We start from the raw sequence: 19,138 nt of genomic DNA, 5'->3' as shown, positions 1-19,138 counted from the left end.
TAATTAAGAAAGGGTATAACATGAAAAAAAGTAGCACAAAAAAGGTCGTTTTAGCCTATTCAGGTGGTTTAGATACATCCGCTATTATTCCTTGGTTAAAAGAAAATTATGGTGGATGTGAAGTTTATGCGTTAGTGGCTAATGTCGGTCAAGATCCAAAAGAATTGAAAGATGTAGAAAAGAAAGCCAAAGCTTCTGGCGCTGTAGCATGTAAAGTGGTCGATTTACGAGAAGAATTTGTTAAAGATTATGTTTACCCAGTCTTAAAAACCGGTGCTTTATACGAAGGAACTTATTATCTTGGTACATCAATGGCACGTCCAATTATTGCTAAAGCACAAGTCGAATATGCGTTAGAAGTTGGCGCCGATACGCTTTGCCATGGTGCGACAGGTAAAGGTAATGACCAAGTTCGTTTTGAAACAACTTATACCGCGCTTGCTCCCCAATTAAAAGTGATAGCACCTTGGCGTGAGTGGGATTTACGCTCACGTGAAGCCTTAATTGACTATTTAAAAGTAAGAAAAATACCAACAACCGCAACGGTCGAAAAAATTTACAGTCGTGATGAAAATGCTTGGCATATCTCAACCGAAGGTGGCGTTCTTGAAAGCACTTGGAATCAAGCAAACGCAGATTGTTGGGCTTGGACGGTTTCTCCTGAAGATGCACCAAATAAACCTGAACTTGTGACTATTGGTATTGAAAAAGGTGAGGTAGTTTCAGTTAATGGTAAAAAACTTTCGCCTTACAACTGTGTTGCCACATTGAATAAAATTGGTGCTAAACATGGAGTAGGTCGGGTCGATATTATTGAAAATCGTTTAGTAGGAATCAAATCACGTGGTTGTTATGAAACGCCTGGTGGTACCATTATGATGACCGCTTTGCGAGGGCTTGAGCAGTTGATTTTAGATCGTGATAGTTTCAAATGGCGTGAGCAGTTAGGTCTTGAAATGGCTTATGTTGTTTATGATGGTCGTTGGTTTGCCCCTTATCGTCGCTCTATTCAAGCAGCAGCCGATGTATTAGCTGAAGATATGACAGGTGAAGTTGTGGTGAAGCTTTATAAAGGCAGTGCTACCGCAGTGCAGAAAAAATCACCGAATAGCTTATATAGCGAAGAGTTTGCTACATTCGGAGAAGATGAGGTTTATGATCACAGCCATGCTGGTGGTTTTATTCGATTATTTTCTTTATCTTCACGCATTCGAGCATTGAATGAAGAGAAGAAAAAACAGCCAGCTAAAAAAGCTAAAGCTGCTACAAAAACATCTGATTCACCAAAAAAGGTAAAAACGGAGAGTAAAGCTAAAGCAGCAACCAAAGAAGTAACTAAATCTAAAACAACAAAAAAATCGGAAAAGTAATTTTTTGATATTGATCTAGATAAGTGAGATAAAAGATATATATAGGCTATGTCCTGTATATATCTCTTTTATAGTCTGTTAGCTATTTTATACAAAATAAGAACAATAAATTCAGATTGTTTAGCAATTAAAATTGATTAATAAATATTTGAGGTAGGTATGGCATTATGGGGTGGGCGTTTTAGCCAAGCAGCAGATCAACGTTTTAAACATTTTAATGATTCTTTGCGCTTTGATTATCGTCTTGCTGAGCAAGATATTATTGGATCTATAGCTTGGTCTAAAGCATTGGTCACGGTTAGTGTCTTATCCTATGATGAGCAAAAAAAACTCGAAAAAGCCTTAAATGAATTATTAGTCAGTGTTCAACACAATCCTCATCAAATTTTAGAAAGTGATGCTGAAGATATTCACAGTTGGGTCGAACAAAAATTAATTGAAAAAGTGGGTGATCTTGGTAAAAAATTACACACAGGACGAAGTCGTAATGACCAATCCACTACTGATTTAAAATTATGGTGCAAATCTGAAATTCAACAGTTGATTTCAGCCATTAATCACTTAAGACAATCTTTAGTTAATACGGCTGACAAGCATCAAGATACTGTGATGCCAGGTTACACCCATTTACAACGAGCACAACCCATTACATTTGCGCATTGGTGCCTTGCTTATTATGAGATGTTAACGCGTGATGTAAGCCGTTTACAAGATACGTTAACACGTTTGGATGTGAGTCCATTAGGTAGTGGGGCACTAGCCGGTACCGCTTATCCAATGGATCGGGAGGAGCTTGCAAGCTGGTTAGGGTTTGCTCAAGCAACAAATAACAGTTTAGACGCTGTTTCTGACCGTGACCATATTCTGGAATTATTAAATAACGCTTCAATTGGTATGGTACATCTATCACGTTTTGCAGAAGATTTGATTATTTTTAATAGCGGTGAAGCTAATTTTGTTGAATTGTCTGATCGTGTTACATCGGGTTCTTCATTGATGCCTCAAAAGAAAAATCCGGATGCTTTAGAGTTAATTCGAGGAAAAGTCGGGCGAGTTGTGGGGGCTTTAACTGGTGCAATGGTCACTTTTAAAGGATTACCGCTTGCTTATAATAAAGATCTACAAGAAGATAAAGAACATCTGTTTGATGCTCTAGATACATGGCTTGAATGCTTAGATATGGCCGCTTTAGTATTGGAAGATATCAAAATTAATAACGATAGATGTCGAGAAGCCGCCAAACAAGGCTATTCAAATGCGACTGAACTGGCAGATTATTTAGTTGCTAAAGGTATACCATTTCGTGAAGCCCATCATATTGTGGGTGAGGCCGTGGTCGGTGCTATCGCTAAACAAAAAGCTTTAGAAGAACTCTCATTAGAAGAACTAAAAGCGTTTAGTTCGGTAATCGACAATGATGTTTACCCAATTTTGTCTTTAGCATCTTGTCTTGCCAAACGTTGTGCAAAAGGGGGCGTATCACCAGACCAAGTAAAAATGGCGATTGAAAATGCTAAACGACAATTAGCAATTTAATTGGTCATCCCACCTGTTGAGCCAGTATTTTGCTGGCTTTTTATATTATCACTGTTTTTATTACTCAATAATCTTATCAAATATACAAAACAAATTTGACGGCGATTATTCAAAAGATCTTGATAAAAATCTGATTGTATATCTTGCCAGACAGTGTAAAAATGTATGTCTATTTTTTGAAGGATTAAAGTGAATTGCAATGAATAAGAGTTATAACTTTAGTGCAGGTCCGGCTAAAATACCTGCTGATGTTTTACAACAAGCACAGGCTGAATTATTAAATTGGCAAAATACGGGCGCTTCGGTGATGGAATTAAGTCATCGAGGCAAAGAGTTTGATCAATGTGCGATTGAAGCAACTAATGATTTGCGTGATATTTTAAAAGTACCCAATAATTATAAAATATTATTTTGTCAGGGTGGGGCTCGCGCACAATTTGCAGCTGTTCCTTTAAACATTTTAGGGAATAAAACCAGTGCTGATTACATCAATAGTGGATATTGGAGTGAATGTGCAGCTAAAGAAGCAAAAAAATATTGCAATGTTATCGAACAAAATATTGTTATTAAACAGGCAGGAATTACATCTGTTAAACCTATGTCTGATTGGCATTTAAATAGTGATTCGGCATATGTCCATTATTGCCCAAATGAAACCATTGATGGTGTCGAAATATTTGAAGAACCTAATTTTGACGATAAAATTGTAGTGGCTGATTTTTCTTCTTGTATTCTATCTCAACCTATTGATGTTAGCCGTTATGGTATCATTTATGCAGGTGCCCAAAAAAATATAGGTCCTTCAGGTATTACCATTGTTATTGTCCGAGAAGATCTTCTTGGTCATGCTAAATCTATTCTGCCTTCCGTTTTAGACTATAAAGTGTTGAACGATTACGATTCTATGTTTAATACTCCGCCAACCTTTGCTTGGTATATGTCAGGTCTAGTTTTTAAATGGATTAAAAAACTTGGCGGATTAGAAGCGATGGCAAAACGCAATCATGCTAAAGCGCAACAACTTTATCAATTTATTGATCAGTCAGACTTTTATCGAAACACTGTGGCAAAAAATAATCGATCCATCATGAATGTAACGTTTTTATCACCCAATGAAGAGTTAGATAAAAAGTTTGTTAGTGAAGCAACGCAAGCCAATATTATTGGTATAAAAGGGCATCGTATTGCCGGTGGAATGCGAGCATCAATTTATAATGCGATGGATATTGAAGGTGTGAATTACTTAATTGAGTTTATGAAACAATTTGAAGCTCAAAATGGATAATTAAAATTTATTTTGTGAATAAAAAAGGGGAGTACTTCCCCTTTTAATCAATCTTAATTACAACGATAAACATCACCAACCATAACCGCATCAGTTGGTGCAACATCTGAGATATATTGTAATGATGCATCTTGAGCATCATATATCACATTTCCCCCCATAGCGGCAGCTTTGTTCATCAAATCAGATGCAGCATCACGTATCAGTTCGCTATGTGTTTTTGTACCAGAAAAAAATGTTCCACGACGTCCTTCAGCTTTACCTAACAGTTGGCAATTAGCCGTTGGTTTAGTATCAACAAACTGAACTTGTCGTCCAGCTTGGGTAAGCTCATATTGAGAATTACTACATGCATTTAAAAATAACGCTGTAGACACTGTTAAACTAACTAATAATAATTTTTTGCAAGACATAATATTTCCTCAGCCATTAGAACAACAGAACATTAATTATAACCTAAAACATTGTAACAGGTTAATGGGTTTAAAAATATCAGTTATTAAAATCCAAAGTATCCAATAGATTAAAGATTAAGAAATAAGCAAACCGACTTAATTTATGCATTTAACTATAGCAAAATCGATTTAACTCTATTATAATCGCAACCCTACTAACTTAGTAGCACATCACTAAAGGCCCCTTAGCTCAGTTGGTCAGAGCAGTCGACTCATAATCGATTGGTCACTGGTTCAAGTCCAGTAGGGGCCACCATCATAAGAATCAAGCAAATTTATAAACGTTCAAAAAACCATTATTTATTAAGTCATCCATATCTAACTGTAAAAGCATTCATCTTTTTTATCAATTCTGATTCGAAAGTTAGAACTTTAAGTTGAATCATTTAAAATTAGTAATGTGAGCTTTATCGGCAATTTATTTTTAGCATAAACGAAAATTGAACTTATGTTTAAAAAATTATTTTATTAATTTAATATATTTATAATCATATAGTTATCTATTTTATTTTAATAAGGTATATGTATTTTTAATTAAATAAAACCGATAATTTAGCCTGATTAATTGACACCGTACATTTTTGGTGTATAATTAACCTAAACTAAGATAATTTTATTTAAAGCCCCGCTATAAATAGTGGGGCTTTTTTATTTCTCGAAAACATTAATGGGTTACTAAAATAATAATTTCCCGTTTTTTAGTTGATAGAAATGAAATTGATAGTTTATAAAATATTTCAGATTTATTTTTTATATGATCAATGCCAAATTATTTAAAAAGGAGGTTTTCAAAAAACGTAAACAAATAATTAATTTTATCTTACTAACAGTGTCATCAGTATAAAAAAGATGTTATATCTTTTCTTACAACTTTTTAAGTTAACATAAGTAACGTTTTCAATTTTTAGATTTAAACCTTAAACATCATCTCCATCGTGAGTTTATTCAAACTCTCAACAACTTTCTAATAATACAATCTCAAAAAATTAAATCAGAAATCTCATCAGTATATTAGATGAATTGATAGCCTCAATTCTAACGATTTATTTAGAAATTCTGATAATCAACCACCGCAAAATAGCAATATTTTCAATTGTTATTTTGCAAATACAACTAAAACATTTAATTAATTAGGAAATAATATGAATACAACAAAAACAATTGACAGTAATGTTACAAGTTTATACATCGCAGAAGAAGATGATTTAAAAATACTTCCTAGCAATCCTGTTTGGCATGGTATCGAAGTAAATAGCTATAGTGATTTCGGCGGTTCTACAACCTTACTACAGCGAGAAACGATCAATCCTTCACGACAAAATCAAAAGGGTAAAATTGTTGATATTGATGCTTCAGCAGGTTTTAGCCTTGATATGACTAAAAATATTTTTCCATGGCTAATGCGAGGCTTCATGTTTGCAGAAGCAAGAGAAAAATTTACAACTCAATCACTTAGCGGTAAAACATTACCTATTAAGAGTGTATCAAAAGGTTATAATTTTCCAGATAGTCATAAATTACCGCAAAAATTACTGACAGGCACGATTATTCATGCTTCAGGGTTTAGCAATTTTGCAAACAATGGTTTAAAAATTGTATCTTCTTGCTCTGATAACAATATTTCAACTAACTCAAGTACACCACAAATAGAAGAATTGAATCCGCCAGCTAGCGCAAAAATTTCTGCTGTAGGTTTTAAATTTAGCTCAGGTAGTTGTTCAATGGAAGTTAAAAAAGGAACATTACCTAAATTGGTTTCCACTTCGACTGATTTAACTAAACTCGGATTAATTGAAGGTGAATGGATTTGGGTTGGTGGTGATGCATCGGACTCTTATTTTCCAAAAAATAGAGGTTGGGCAAGAATAACCGAAATTACTGCGAAAACAATAACTTTTGATGATACCGACTTTGTGCCTGAAAATGATACCGGTGCTAATATTAAATTAGAAATCTATTTTGGAACGGTAATTAAAAATGAAAAAGAACAAAATAAAATTGTTAAAAAAACCTATTGTTTTGAACGAACACTCGGTTCAGTTAATAACGAAATTCAAGCCCAATACGTTAATGGGGCAGTTGCAAATGAATTAACCATTAATATGGGGTCAGCGCAATATGTTACTGCAGATTTGAATTATGTTGGATGTAATTCTTTCACGAAAAAAGGGAAGGATCGAATTATAGGTGAACGTTTAGAATGTGATAAATCATCACCTTTTAACGCAACTTCTAATATTTATCGACAAAAATTAAGTATCAATGATACGAAAAGTTCAACACCAAGTGCTTTATTTGCTTATGTTACTGATTCCAGTTTAGCTATTTCTAATGGTGTTACAGGAGTTAAAGGACTTGGAATTTTAGGGAGTTTTGACGTATCTGTTGGTAATTTTAGTGTAACTGGATCAATTACCGCATACTTTTCTTCGGTTGATGCGATAGAAGCGATTCGAAACAACGCAGATGTTGGCTTTTCGACAATTTTAGCTGCGGAAAATTCAGGGGTCATTTTTGACATTCCTTTATTAGCGTTAAGTGGTGGTATGCCTAATATAGAAAAAGATCAGAAAATTACGATACCACTTGAGAAAACAGGGGCGGAAAACAAACATGGTTACACAATGATGTATCAAACATTTGAATACCTTCCTGATTCTGCAATGCCATATGTTAACGCTTAATCATATTAATCATAATTGTGCTTTTTAGGAGAAAAAAATGAGTTTATTTGAACAATTTGAAACAGATAGAAATAAAGAAAAAGATGGGGTTCCAGTGACTTATGGAGCCAATAAAGATGGAACAATTCCAACGTTCTATTTAGCCCGAATGGGAGGCGTAAATTCTAAATACTCGATGTTAATCAAAAAACTAACTAAACAATACAAAAGACAAATACAGTTAGATTCTTTGCCAGAAGATAAAGTCATTGAAATTTCGATGCAAGCTTTTGTTGGTGGTGTACTAAGAGGCTGGGAAAACATACAAGGACGTGACAATAAAATTATACCTTTCACTTCTGAAAATGCCATCAAACTTTTAACTCAATTGCCTGATTTATTTAATGATTTAATTGCACAAGCAAGTGATATTGATTTATTTAAAACGGTTGAGCTGGAAAAAGATATAAAAAACTAATTGAAGTCCTTGAATATCAACTTGATATGAATGGAAAGGACGAAGATATCATCAGAATGTCTCAACAAATGGGACAAGCACTTCCAGATAAAATCAAAAATAAACCCGAACTTGACGAACATCTTGAATTTTACTATCAAGCTTTTCTCGATTTAGATACGACACGTTCACATTCAATGGGCCCAACACCTATTTCATGGTTAGCAATCATTGAATACGCTCGGTTTTATCAATTAGATAATGAAGATACGAATGATTTTGTTTATCTAATACGTGAAATGGATAAGGTAAATTTAAAACATGTTAATCGGGCTTTTAAATCAAAAAACTAAGTAACATTTTTTAAAAGTAGATGATTATTCATCTTTATTAAGCTTAGTTCATTAAATTTTTTATTGAAAATAGAGTGGTTATATAAGGCTAAAATGAACTTGTATAACTACTACTATTTTGTAAAAAAGTTTACCTATAAATAATTTAAATCAGCGCTTTAAAAATATATCAACATGAGAGACAGACTTCTTAGTTAATAAAGATTGTACCTCAATTTGATTATATTCAGGCAAAAAAGGGGTTTATATGCCAATTGAAACATTACAGTTTTCAGAGAATATTCCTTCCTCAATCAAAACAAAGCTAAAAGGTATCGATAGTGCTTCAGTTTCAGCAAGAATAAATTTAAACAAATTAAAAACATTGTTAAAAAATAGTTGGAATACAGATCCGTTTAAGAAAGCTGAAGATAGTATTAAAAACTTAAGTAACGAAATATTAAAAAGCTTTGAGGTTGTAATAAATCGTACAAAAATATTGAAGAATCCAAATGAAAATTTCAATACATTGACGACAAAAACAAAAAATACAGGGATAGCACAACATCAATCAACAGCTAAAAATACAGATAACACATTAATAACTCCAGATGAACAACTTTTACTAAGTTCGTTAAATCCAATAAATGATAAACTAACAGAATTCAACAAAAAACAATCAGAATTGGCAGGCATCTATCAAAAAGCAGCAATTAGTCAAAATGAGTACAATGACTATATGACATTATTGAATCAGCAATATGATGAATCAATAGATCCACTTGGTAATTATAATAAAGAGTTAGAGCGAACATGGGAACTGATGAAACTCTCTTCTCAAGAAAGAGCTATAGAAAATGAATTTAATCGTATCACTCTAGATCTGATGAATAAAGGTTTAATATTAAATCAACAGCAAAATGCTGAATTAAGAAAAACAATCGAATTGAATCAGGAATATTTGAGAATACTTGCGATTAAAGACGGCTTAGAGAACAATTCAAAAAAACAAAAGCAACAAGATTTTAGTGATTTGGTTAATGCTTTAAGTCTGTCCGAATTAGATGATAATGAAATAATCAACGTGTTGAACACAGATAGTCGAAGTCCATTTACAGGAATGTTCGAAAACTCTTGGAGCTTATTAAGTTTGCAGATTGAACAATATCAATCGATGTATGATCAAATAAATGTTCTTACAGAAAAATTCAATCTTGATCAGTCGGTTGCCGCATCATTAAGAGCACAAGTTTGGGCCAAACAAAATGATGTTATTTTAAGTCAGGCAGATAAATTTTTTGGCAATGTGGCAAAATTACAAAGTTCAAATAATGCTACGATGGCTAAAGTTGGTAAAGCAGCAGCGATTGCACAGGCCATTGTAAATACTTATCAATCTGCTAATGCTGCCTATGCATCTATGGCAGGTATTCCTTATATAGGCCCGGCTCTGGGTGCAGCAGCTGCGGCGGCGGCTATTACTTCCGGTATGGCGAATGTCGCAGCCATTCGATCTCAATCAACAGGCTTTATGAAAGGTGGTTATACGGGGAACCTGGCACGAACTCAGGTAGCAGGACTAGTGCATGGACAAGAATTTGTGATGAATGCGTCAGCAACGCAACGAATAGGGGTTAATAACCTTGAAGCCTTACAACGTGGAGATATGAGTAGCATACAAGTTCCTCAAATTACAAATCAAAGTTCAACATCTGAAAAAGCTGAAAGTAGCTTACAAACTATTGCCCCAATCATTAATATTGCATTAGTCAATGACAATGACAGTGCACAGCAATGGTTATCTACTCAAGAAGGTGTCAAGCGAATAATGCAAATAAATCGAGAAAATGGTGATGAACTAGCAACAATAGTGAAAGCTTGTTAATTAAAATGTCTAAGTAAGACCAAATTGCATCAAAATTGAAAATCCCAAATGATATAGTTATAAGATCAAAGTGGATTTAAAACTTGAGTAACTAATAAAATTAAGCGCCTCAATTGGCGCTTTTTCTTTATAAACATTCAAGAACAAATTAACAAAAGCGCATTTAGCTAGCCTTTCACCATTGTCAACATATCAAAAATTGCTTAATTCTTATTTTAAAGAAGGCCAACATGTCAAATATCATTACAGAACAACCCATAAAAGGGGCTAAAGAAACATTTTCCTGGCTAACTGATATCATCGAAACAAAAAACGGTAGAGAGCACAGAATAGGTTTACGTGCTTTACCACGAGTTTCTTATGAATACTCATTTTTAACTCATATTCATAATCGTAACTATTATTTAAATTCACTCAGAAATAATTTTACTGAGATATGGTTGATACCAGATTGGTTGTCAGGAATATATCTTGGGGAACTAGAATTAGGTCAGAAAACTATACCTAATATCTTAAATCAAAAAGTGGGTGATAAGTTTTTGATTTACCAGAATGCTGAACATAGTGAAGTAAATGAATGGCTACAATTACCAAAACAAAATCCATTAGAATTTGTTTTCATAGAACCCAAAAAAACCAAATTAGTGTTTGAACTAAAAAAAAGAGTTCCTGTTGAAAAGCAGGTCAATATAAAACCGATAAATTATCATTATAAAGCAGCGTATATTCTTCCATTAATGCCATGTTATCTTACTAATACTAAATACACGACTTCAGGGTATGAAAGTCAAATAGATATTAGTGTTGAGCTAAGTCATGAATTGAATTTTAGCAGCGGCGCTAATTATGGTATCAAGTATCTTGGATTAGAAGTATTGCATAATTGTTATGGAGTGAATGAATCAACAATTCAAAAAGATATTGAAATTGTTGATTATGATCTAGGTAAAATTACCCGAATTGAGAATTGGCAATATTCAAAGCTGTCTCGATCTTTGACTTTTTACCTTGATGGACTGAAAGAAATCCAGGCTTTTAAAAAATTTATTTATCGAATCGAAGGAAAACTTAACGCATTTTGGTTATGTGATAACGATGAAAATCTTGTTAAAACACATATATTAGGCGATAAGATTTATATAGAAAATCAATCATTTAACCCATCATTTAAATATTTAGCATTATTTCATCCAGATAGTGTTTCGTATGTAAAAATTATCAATATTAAAAATACGGGTAAAAGTATTCAATTAACGATTGATCAAGTTATCACTAAGCCTATAACAAAAATTAGTCACTTAATGTTATGTCGTTTTGACACCGATGATATACAAATTGAATACGATACCTATTTACAAGCTCAATCTAACATTCCAATAATCGAGGTTTTCGATGATCAATATTTTTAAACAAGCTGAATTATATGTTTTTAATGATGGAATCAATACATATCGTTATACCAATGGTATGCGTGAACTAAATATTGATAATCAGACATATAAAAAAGAGTCCATCAATCGCACAGCGATAAAACGGGATGCCGCTATTTCCAAAAATAAAATTGATATAACCATGCCAATTACTAATGAAGTCGTGAAATCATGGATAAACCCGGATATCACGAAGCATTTACTTGTTGATATCTATATTCTCGATAAAAAAAATATGACTACGATGTCATGGAGTGGGCGTTTAACTCAGACATCAACATCAGAAAAAGAGATGGTGATGACATTTGAATTATTGATTACACGCTCAGGGCAAACTGGTGTAAATGAAAAAATTCAGCGTAATTGTCGTTATTCTCTTTATGGCGAACATTGTGGTCTAAATAGAGAGGATTTTAAGGTAGAAGGCACTGTGTTAGCTTATGAAAATGATATCGTCACGGTTGAATTTGAACGTGAAATTGAAAATGGTTATTTCACGGCAGGTATTTTAAGGACACCTGAAGGCGAACAGACGTTTATTAAAGAACATAATCAATCATCAATAGTCCTAATCAGAAAAAATCAGCAATTGTTGGACAATTTAAATAAAGGGATATTACAAATTACGCTGTACAAAGGTTGTTTAAGAACCCTAAATTCTTGTCATTCATTTAATAATACCATCAATTATGGTGGATTTCCTTATTTACCTTTAGAACCGTTAAATAACGGTAATTCAATTGTTTAGGAGCGAAATATGTTTTTTTTAATTTCTGCATTAGTTGCTGTTGTTGTTGGAATGGTCGTTGGGATGGTGTCTTCAAAGGGCAAAGCAAATCAACAAAAAATAGAAGTTGATGAATTTAAAACGGGAACTTCAACAGAAGGAACGGGAATACCCATTGTATTTGGTACCGTTAAGATAACCAATCCAATTTATACCTGGATTGGAGATAAAAAAACGTCAGCTATTAGAAAAAAAGGTGGCAAAAAATAATGAAAATAATTGTAACCAGAGACGATATGATTGCAGTAAAACAATGTAGTCGTGGTGGACGGGAGTTTTTTAAACGTCATGGACTCGATTGGAACCAATTTTTGAAAGAAGGAATAGATGCTGAAATTTTAAAATCAACCAATGATGCAATGGCAAATCAAGTTATAGAACATGCGGAGCGTAGAACATGGGCGGAAGTAAGAAAAAGCAAACTGTAGGTTATAAATATTACGCTGGAGTCAGTATGGTTTTATGTCAAGGCACTATCGATAAATTGACTAATATTAGCGTAGCAGACAGGACAGCATGGCGAGGTGCTGTGCAAGATGGACAAATAGCCATAAATAAACAAGGATTATTCGGTGGTGACAAAAGGGAAGGTGGTGTATCAGGTACAGTTGATGTGTATTCAGGTCATCATCAACATAATCGAAATAGTTATTTGGCAAGTAAATTATCAGCTATTGTACCGGCTTATCGTCATGTCGCGGGTCTTGTATTCCGACAATTTTATTGGGGAAATAACCCTTATATGAAAGATATTTCGGCAGTTGTTCAGCGTATACATTATCAAGACTCCAAAAAAACACGACAATGGTATGACAGTAAAGCAGAAATAAGAACTGAAAATGGAAGTGCAAATACAGCTATCCATTTTATATTGGATACTTCAATGAGTATGAGTGGAGGGCGAATCCAAGCACTTAAATCAGCGATGAAACGTGCTATACAAAATCTTTCAACTTCAATCGATTTGATGACATTAAGATTAGATATTCTGATAACCACTTATCAAGGCGGAAATCCACAAACAAAACTAGTTAGAAAAGTTTCTCAAAACGATATTGTAGGTCTTTTATCTTTTATTGATAATTTAAAAATTGTTGGCGGAGAAAATCTTGAAAATGTGTTATCTCATTCTATAAATTTCTTTAAAGACACATTCAATCAAACAATGAATCGATGTTGTATTTTTGTTAGTGATGGTGAACTAGAAAACGCTGACCATATCAAAAATGAAGAAATTCATAATATGATTGATAAAAAAGGTCAATTTAATGAACAAGATGAACATGATGTCAATATATTTTGTATCAATGTTGATAATACCAATAAATCATTAAGTTCAAAAATTGATAATACGCCAGAAGATGGGATACCAGTAATAAAGGGAACCGATTCGAACATTATTTATGATACCATCATGAATGCAATCAATAATCTCAATGCAGATATGAATCCCGCTCACATACTAAGAGAATTAGTACTTAATCAGCAAAATGGTTTTAATTCGAGCCTAATCAAGAACAGCATTAACGAAGATTCATTTAGACAAGCTGCTGATCTCTTTTATCGAGAAAAACTTGGTCTTTCTTATATATGGAATGATCAAAGTAAGTTTGAAGATTTGAAGAAAAATATTGAAAATACTGCAAACTGTGTTTTATATCAAAATGCTAAAACAAATCAATTTGAAATAAAAGTAATTCGAAATGACTACCATATTGAAAAATTACCTCTTTTTGATAAAACGAATATAGTCAAAATTTCCGATATTAAAAAAAATATCATCACTGAGATGATTAACTCGGTTACCGTCAATTTTATAGACAGAACAAATGACTATAAACAAGGTTCAGTGACTGTTCGGGATGATGCTTTAATTTTGATGGCTGGACGTGAAAATAATACGACTGTTACTTATGATATGGTTTACAATCGTTCATTAGCTTCTAGACTAGCACTTCGTGATTTAGCCGCATTATCTTCAGATTTAGCTTCTGTTTCATTAACCCTTAATTTAGACGGAAGAATGCTTAATCGTGGTGATGTTTTTGTATTGGATATGCCACAGCTAGGGCTAAATAAAGCCGTAATGCGTGTAACTTCACTTGATTACGGTACTCAGAAAAGTAATCAAGTTACCGTTGAATGCATGAGAGATGTGTTTTCATTGCCATCATCGACAGTGGTAAGTAATCAACCCGTCATTATACCTACAACCGATATAAATTTAGCTAAACCAGCTGAACATTACGCTATTATGGAATGTCCCTATTATGAACTGGTTTATAATTACGGGCAAAGAGAAGTTGATTTTATGATTCAAGATGATAAGTCGATCGGTCAAATAGCTGCAACAATTGCATCGCCACCAGAGGGGACTTTTCATAGTGAGTTGGTTACATCTCTTTCGAATACTTTTGAGAGTCCAGAAAATATCATAGATTGTGAAATGAGATTAATAGAGCATGAACTTGATCAAGTTACATCAATTATTACACTCAACTTTAATCCACCAGAACAAGACTATAACTGGATCTTGATTGGAAACGAAATTTTATATGTTCAATCTTTTTCTAACAATCAGCTGACCGTCAAAAGAGGGTGTCTTGACACATTACCAGAAAAACATGAAAAAGGGAGTAAAGTCTATTTTTGTGGGGGACAATTATCATTAAAAAGTGATGAATATTATCAAGGTGATAAAGTTGATTGCCGAATTATTACAAACACTTCTACTGATTCATTAGATCCTTCATTAGCGACAGGTGCAATGATTAATATTCAAGGTCGAGCTGCAAAACCTTATCCTCCTGCAAATGTTACGATAAATAATTTTTATTTTCCCGATAAACTCAGTACCGACCTACTCTACATCAAATGGTCATCGAGAAATCGACTTCAACAAACATCAGGAGAACTTATTGGATGGTATGAAAGCGATATTACACCAGAAAGTGGTGTTAAATATCATCTGACCATCAAACTCAATAAAAGAATAATTGTAGATCAAATTATTGATGTTACTACATTTGAATTGGATGTTTCTGAATATCTTCAGGGAACGCTAGATATTCAAATATCAAGTATTGTCGATAATATTTATTGTTTTACACCATTTTCTCATTCGATTGAACTTTATAATGACTTAATTTTTAAAATTCATGAAGAACAATCAGCAATTGATAAAAATAATCTACTAGTCAAAATTAAATAGGAAAAATTATGGCAAAAATAGCAATTATATCTACTAGCACCTATCGAAAAGACATCAAGAATGTATTTGATGGGTTAGGTCACCAAGTTGATTATCTGATAGATAACAGTATCATTTATAATCAATTGATGACCTACGATTTAATCGTATCAACAACCCAATATTCGCGTAAAGAGGTAATTAAACAATGCGTGGATAATGGTATTCCTGCAATTGTAGCGCAAGGGACGTCATCGACAGTTTCTTTAGCTAAAGATTTAGGTATGTTTGATCAAAATGAACATCAAGTTAATGATTGGAATTACTTAAGACCATTGAAAATATCTTTAATAACACAAAAGATCCCTAAATTGGGTTTTGCCCCTTATTTGAAACCAACATGGTGTTCGTCCTTTCCTATTTCTTCAATGGCACCTGGGGGTGAAGCACTGTGTGCCATGTATCATGACCGTGATGATTTTATCATTTGTGCACAATTTAAAAAAGGAACGGTCGATACATATGGGGGAACTTTTGGCGCAAATTGTGTTTTTATGTCATTCTTAGATCGTGAATTTTTAACAAGAAATGCGATAAAAATGCTCGATAATGCTATTAATTTTTGTTTTCAAAATTATACAACCCTATCGGGGAAAGTGGTGGATGAAACAGATCAACCAATTTCAAGAGAGGTAAAAATATATGATCAGAAAACAGGAGAATTAGTTTCGGAAATAACAAGTAATGAAGACGGTTTATTTTCTGCTGAAGTATTTTCTGGACAAAGCTACTATGTCATTGCATTTGATAAAGATAATGGTAAGAAAAATGCAGTAATTATAGATAATATCAAAGTTTGATTAATCATAATAATAACATATCAATATAAGTCCCATAAAATTAACCTATTAGATAATTTTAAATAATACTTAAAACCAAAATTCTAACCTAACCAATTATAACATCTCAATTCGACCATTCATTTTATTACGATATTAAAACGACGTTTAGAATCAAAAATCACTTGTACATGCTAATAAACATATATTTTCAATGAATGGTTAATTGTTTTTATCAATCTTTTAAATTTTATAATTACGTTTTTCAGGAGGTCAAAATGGCCAAAATTGTTATATGCAGTGAAGAACTTATAAGAGTGCAATCAATGATAGACGCACTAAATCCCTATCATGACATTACTTTTTGTATAGCAAGCTCGACAGATTACAATGAACAGTATTTATCGACATTCGATTTAATTATGGATTATCGAAATGGAACAGAATATACCACATCATTTTGCATTAAAAACTGCTCTAAAAAGGGTATTCCAGTTATAGCGGGTGGAACCAGAAATAGTACGGGCAGTATTATGTCACTGGGAATGGCAAAAAACCCTATGTATTTTTCAAGTGGAAATTTAAATAGGATAATCAATGTTAGTGACGTATTAACAAGTGATCGAAAACACGAAACAATCGCACATAGCTCAAGCGGTGAAATATTTATGATAATAGAAGATTTAAAAAAAGAGTTTGGAATTGAAATTTTATCAGTCAATCAAATGTATAATGGTACTTATTATATTAATACCGCCATATTCCGCCAAGGCAGTTTAAATGTCAATGGTGAAGTTTTTGGTAGCGATTGTGCTTTTATCGGTTTTCCTTTTAGCCGACCATTAACAGAAGAAGCAATACAGATTGTCAATGATATTATTAGTTGGCTAGTTAATCGTAAAGATGTTGTCGCACAGGTAAAAGATGAAGAGGGTAACCTTTTATCTCATTGCGAAATTCAGCTTTGTTTAAGAAAAACGGGAGAAGTCATGATGACTTATACCACAGATGAAAATGGTCAAGTGAGTTTAAGAATAAGACCTAATCATGAATATTATGCCGTAGCCTTTGATCAAGCAACCGGTAATAAAAATGCCGCTATTATAGATAATATTAAGGTTTGAGCCAAAGAATATAGAGTATTTTTTATAAATCAAATTAATCAATTAAATAATAAATTAGCCTCAACACGAGGCTGTTTTTATCATTAAGCATACATAAAAATTATGATTTAATTATCAAAACTATAAAATAAATTTAAAATACAGCAATAAACTTAACCAAAATTTCAGCCTAACTATAACGTTGTAAAACTGATATTATCGTTTATAAAAATACTAATAATCTGTAAACTTAAAAAAATGATTAAATTCACAGGGAGATAGGTAAGAATGAAACATTGTCTATTATTTTTGACGATATTAAGCTGTTTTGGTACTTTCAATTTTGCAAACGCTAATGATAACGAACGTTGCCAAACATTAGTAAACCTTAAATTTGATGATGCTAAAATTATCAAAACAGAACTTATTGCCGATCGTTTTACGCCGCCGTCTAATTTAGCGGATTCATTGCGCAATGCGGATACAAAAGAGATATCTCAACTTCCTCAGCTTTGTCGGATTGAATTGGTGATTCAACCTAAGATCAACGTTGAAGTTTGGTTGCCAACTCAATGGAATCATCGTTTACAAGCCATTGGGGGAGGGGGATATGCTGGTTTTATTCCTTTTGACGAATTAGCTGTTGCAGTTCAAGGAGGGTACGCAGCAATGGGAACAGATACCGGACATAGTGGGAATCTGTTTGAAGGTTATTTTGTATTCAAAAACAATCAGTTACAAGCCGATACGATAGCAGATTTTGCTTATCGTAGTGTTCACGAAATGACAATTAAAACTAAACAAATTATTCAAGCGTATTATGGTAAACCAGCTGACTATTCTTATTGGAATGGTTGTTCAACGGGAGGGCGACAAGGATTAATGGAGGCGCAAAGATTTCCCGCTGATTATGACGGTATCTATATTGTGGCACCAGCTATTCAATGGGACAAATTTATCCCTTCTGAATTGTGGCCTCAAGTTGTTATGCAAAAGGAGTTAGGGCATCCGATTGACACTCATAAACTTATAATGTTACGAAAGGCAATAATTCAATTAGCTGATGAACAAGATGGAATTAAAGACGGTATAATCAATGATCCAACAGCATTAGAAATTTCTGATAACTTTTTAAAAGAACATAATTTTAATGATGCTGAAATTATAGCATTACGAAAAATTTGGCAAGGTCCGACGAATCAACTTGGAGAATCCTTATGGTTTGGTGTGGAAAAAACCGCACCGCAAGAGGCTCTTGCTGGTAATGAACCTTTTCCAATCCCTGTTGATTATTTTAAATATTGGATAGCTCAGAATCCAAATCTTGATTGGAAAAATATGGACTACCAAAGCTTTGTCGATTATTTCAATGAATCAGTCGATTTATTCAGACCTGTTATGGGAACGGATAACCCAGATTTGAGTCAGTTTAAAAAATCCGGTGGAAAAATGATTATTTGGCATGGTTGGGATGATCGTTTAATCCCACCCAAAGGGACGATTCATTATTACAATCACGTTGTAAAATTAATGGGGGGACAGAAACACACGGATGAATTTGTTAAGCTTTATATGGCACCGGGCGTTGATCATTGTAATGGTGGTGATGGTGCAGACCAGATCAATGGTTTTGAATCACTGGTAAATTGGGTCGAAAAACAACAACCGCCAAAAACCCTAACAGCCAAAAAAATAGAGAATGGTAATCTTACTTTGCAACGACCATTATGTGCATATCCACAAAAAACAGTTTACAAAGGTGAGGGTAATACCAATAATCCTGCTAATTTTGAATGTCAGTAACAG

General features: G+C 33.3%; 15 protein-coding genes, 1 tRNA gene and 1 pseudogene. 16 read left to right on the top strand and 1 reads right to left on the bottom strand.

Annotated features, from left to right (window positions below):
* Positions 1 to 20 precede the first annotated feature (20 nt).
* The 3 genes and pseudogenes from ACGH47_RS06045 to serC all read left to right on the top strand — a co-directional run.
* Positions 21 to 1,238, top strand: a pseudogene (locus ACGH47_RS06045) (argininosuccinate synthase); the annotation flags it as partial.
* Positions 1,239 to 1,529: 291 nt separating this feature from the next.
* Positions 1,530 to 2,906 carry an argininosuccinate lyase gene (gene argH, locus ACGH47_RS06040; protein ID WP_267359833.1) on the top strand — a complete coding sequence of 459 codons (1,377 nt, stop codon included), beginning with the start codon at positions 1,530 to 1,532 and terminating at the stop codon, positions 2,904 to 2,906.
* Between the two features lie 199 nt (positions 2,907 to 3,105).
* Positions 3,106 to 4,191 carry a 3-phosphoserine/phosphohydroxythreonine transaminase gene (serC, locus tag ACGH47_RS06035; protein WP_267359831.1) on the top strand — a complete coding sequence of 362 codons (1,086 nt, stop codon included), beginning with the start codon at positions 3,106 to 3,108 and terminating at the stop codon, positions 4,189 to 4,191.
* A 53-nt stretch (positions 4,192 to 4,244) separates the two neighbouring features.
* Here the strand turns inward: serC and ACGH47_RS06030 are convergent, their stop codons facing one another.
* Positions 4,245 to 4,604, bottom strand: coding sequence for a DUF4156 domain-containing protein (locus ACGH47_RS06030; protein ID WP_065557704.1), 360 nt, complete (start codon positions 4,602 to 4,604; stop codon positions 4,245 to 4,247).
* Between the two features lie 221 nt (positions 4,605 to 4,825).
* On the opposite strand from ACGH47_RS06030, the gene ACGH47_RS06025 reads away from it, so the two are divergent.
* The 13 genes from ACGH47_RS06025 (at position 4,826) to ACGH47_RS05965 (ending at position 19,135) form a co-directional block, all read left to right on the top strand.
* A tRNA-Ile gene (locus ACGH47_RS06025) sits at positions 4,826 to 4,902 on the top strand.
* A gap of 886 nt (positions 4,903 to 5,788) precedes the next feature.
* The gene (locus tag ACGH47_RS06020; RefSeq protein WP_411622966.1) at positions 5,789 to 7,330 is read left to right on the top strand and encodes a phage tail tube protein; all 1,542 of its coding nucleotides are present in this window, start codon (positions 5,789 to 5,791) and stop codon (positions 7,328 to 7,330) included.
* A 37-nt stretch (positions 7,331 to 7,367) separates the two neighbouring features.
* On the top strand, positions 7,368 to 7,787 hold the full coding sequence (locus ACGH47_RS06015) for a hypothetical protein (RefSeq protein ID WP_065557711.1): 420 nt from the start codon (positions 7,368 to 7,370) through the stop codon (positions 7,785 to 7,787).
* A gap of 26 nt (positions 7,788 to 7,813) precedes the next feature.
* On the top strand, positions 7,814 to 8,119 hold the full coding sequence (locus ACGH47_RS06010) for a hypothetical protein (protein WP_267359819.1): 306 nt from the start codon (positions 7,814 to 7,816) through the stop codon (positions 8,117 to 8,119).
* A 247-nt stretch (positions 8,120 to 8,366) separates the two neighbouring features.
* A complete protein-coding gene (locus ACGH47_RS06005) occupies positions 8,367 to 9,983 on the top strand; it encodes a hypothetical protein (RefSeq protein WP_411622965.1) in 1,617 nt (538 codons plus the stop codon).
* 230 nt (positions 9,984 to 10,213) lie between these two features.
* The gene (locus ACGH47_RS06000; protein WP_411596671.1) at positions 10,214 to 11,392 is read left to right on the top strand and encodes a hypothetical protein; all 1,179 of its coding nucleotides are present in this window, start codon (positions 10,214 to 10,216) and stop codon (positions 11,390 to 11,392) included.
* Positions 11,376 to 12,161, top strand: a complete 786-nt coding sequence (locus ACGH47_RS05995) for a phage BR0599 family protein (protein WP_411596670.1) — start codon at positions 11,376 to 11,378, stop codon at positions 12,159 to 12,161. The genes ACGH47_RS06000 and ACGH47_RS05995 overlap by 17 nt, the downstream gene beginning before the upstream one ends.
* A 9-nt stretch (positions 12,162 to 12,170) precedes the next feature.
* Positions 12,171 to 12,410, top strand: a complete 240-nt coding sequence (locus tag ACGH47_RS05990; protein ID WP_411596669.1) for a hypothetical protein — start codon at positions 12,171 to 12,173, stop codon at positions 12,408 to 12,410.
* Complete coding sequence (locus ACGH47_RS05985; RefSeq protein ID WP_220217144.1) at positions 12,410 to 12,628, top strand: hypothetical protein; 219 nt, start codon at positions 12,410 to 12,412, stop codon at positions 12,626 to 12,628. Before ACGH47_RS05990 ends, ACGH47_RS05985 begins: the two co-directional genes overlap by 1 nt.
* Complete coding sequence (locus ACGH47_RS05980; RefSeq protein ID WP_411622964.1) at positions 12,598 to 15,411, top strand: phage tail protein; 2,814 nt, start codon at positions 12,598 to 12,600, stop codon at positions 15,409 to 15,411. The genes ACGH47_RS05985 and ACGH47_RS05980 overlap by 31 nt, the downstream gene beginning before the upstream one ends.
* An 8-nt stretch (positions 15,412 to 15,419) precedes the next feature.
* Positions 15,420 to 16,250: a carboxypeptidase-like regulatory domain-containing protein gene (locus ACGH47_RS05975; protein ID WP_411622962.1), complete on the top strand. Its 831-nt coding sequence runs from the start codon at positions 15,420 to 15,422 to the stop codon at positions 16,248 to 16,250.
* A 257-nt stretch (positions 16,251 to 16,507) separates the two neighbouring features.
* Complete coding sequence (locus ACGH47_RS05970) at positions 16,508 to 17,353, top strand: hypothetical protein (RefSeq protein ID WP_411622961.1); 846 nt, start codon at positions 16,508 to 16,510, stop codon at positions 17,351 to 17,353.
* A gap of 267 nt (positions 17,354 to 17,620) precedes the next feature.
* Positions 17,621 to 19,135, top strand: a complete 1,515-nt coding sequence (locus tag ACGH47_RS05965) for a tannase/feruloyl esterase family alpha/beta hydrolase (RefSeq protein WP_411596665.1) — start codon at positions 17,621 to 17,623, stop codon at positions 19,133 to 19,135.
* Positions 19,136 to 19,138: the final 3 nt, after the last annotated feature.

The organism is Gilliamella sp. CG16 (genome assembly GCF_046635785.1).
Lineage (GTDB): Bacteria > Pseudomonadota > Gammaproteobacteria > Enterobacterales > Orbaceae > Gilliamella > Gilliamella apicola_I.
Note: the sequence above shows the minus strand (reverse complement) of the source record. Positions and strands in the feature narration are given on the sequence as shown.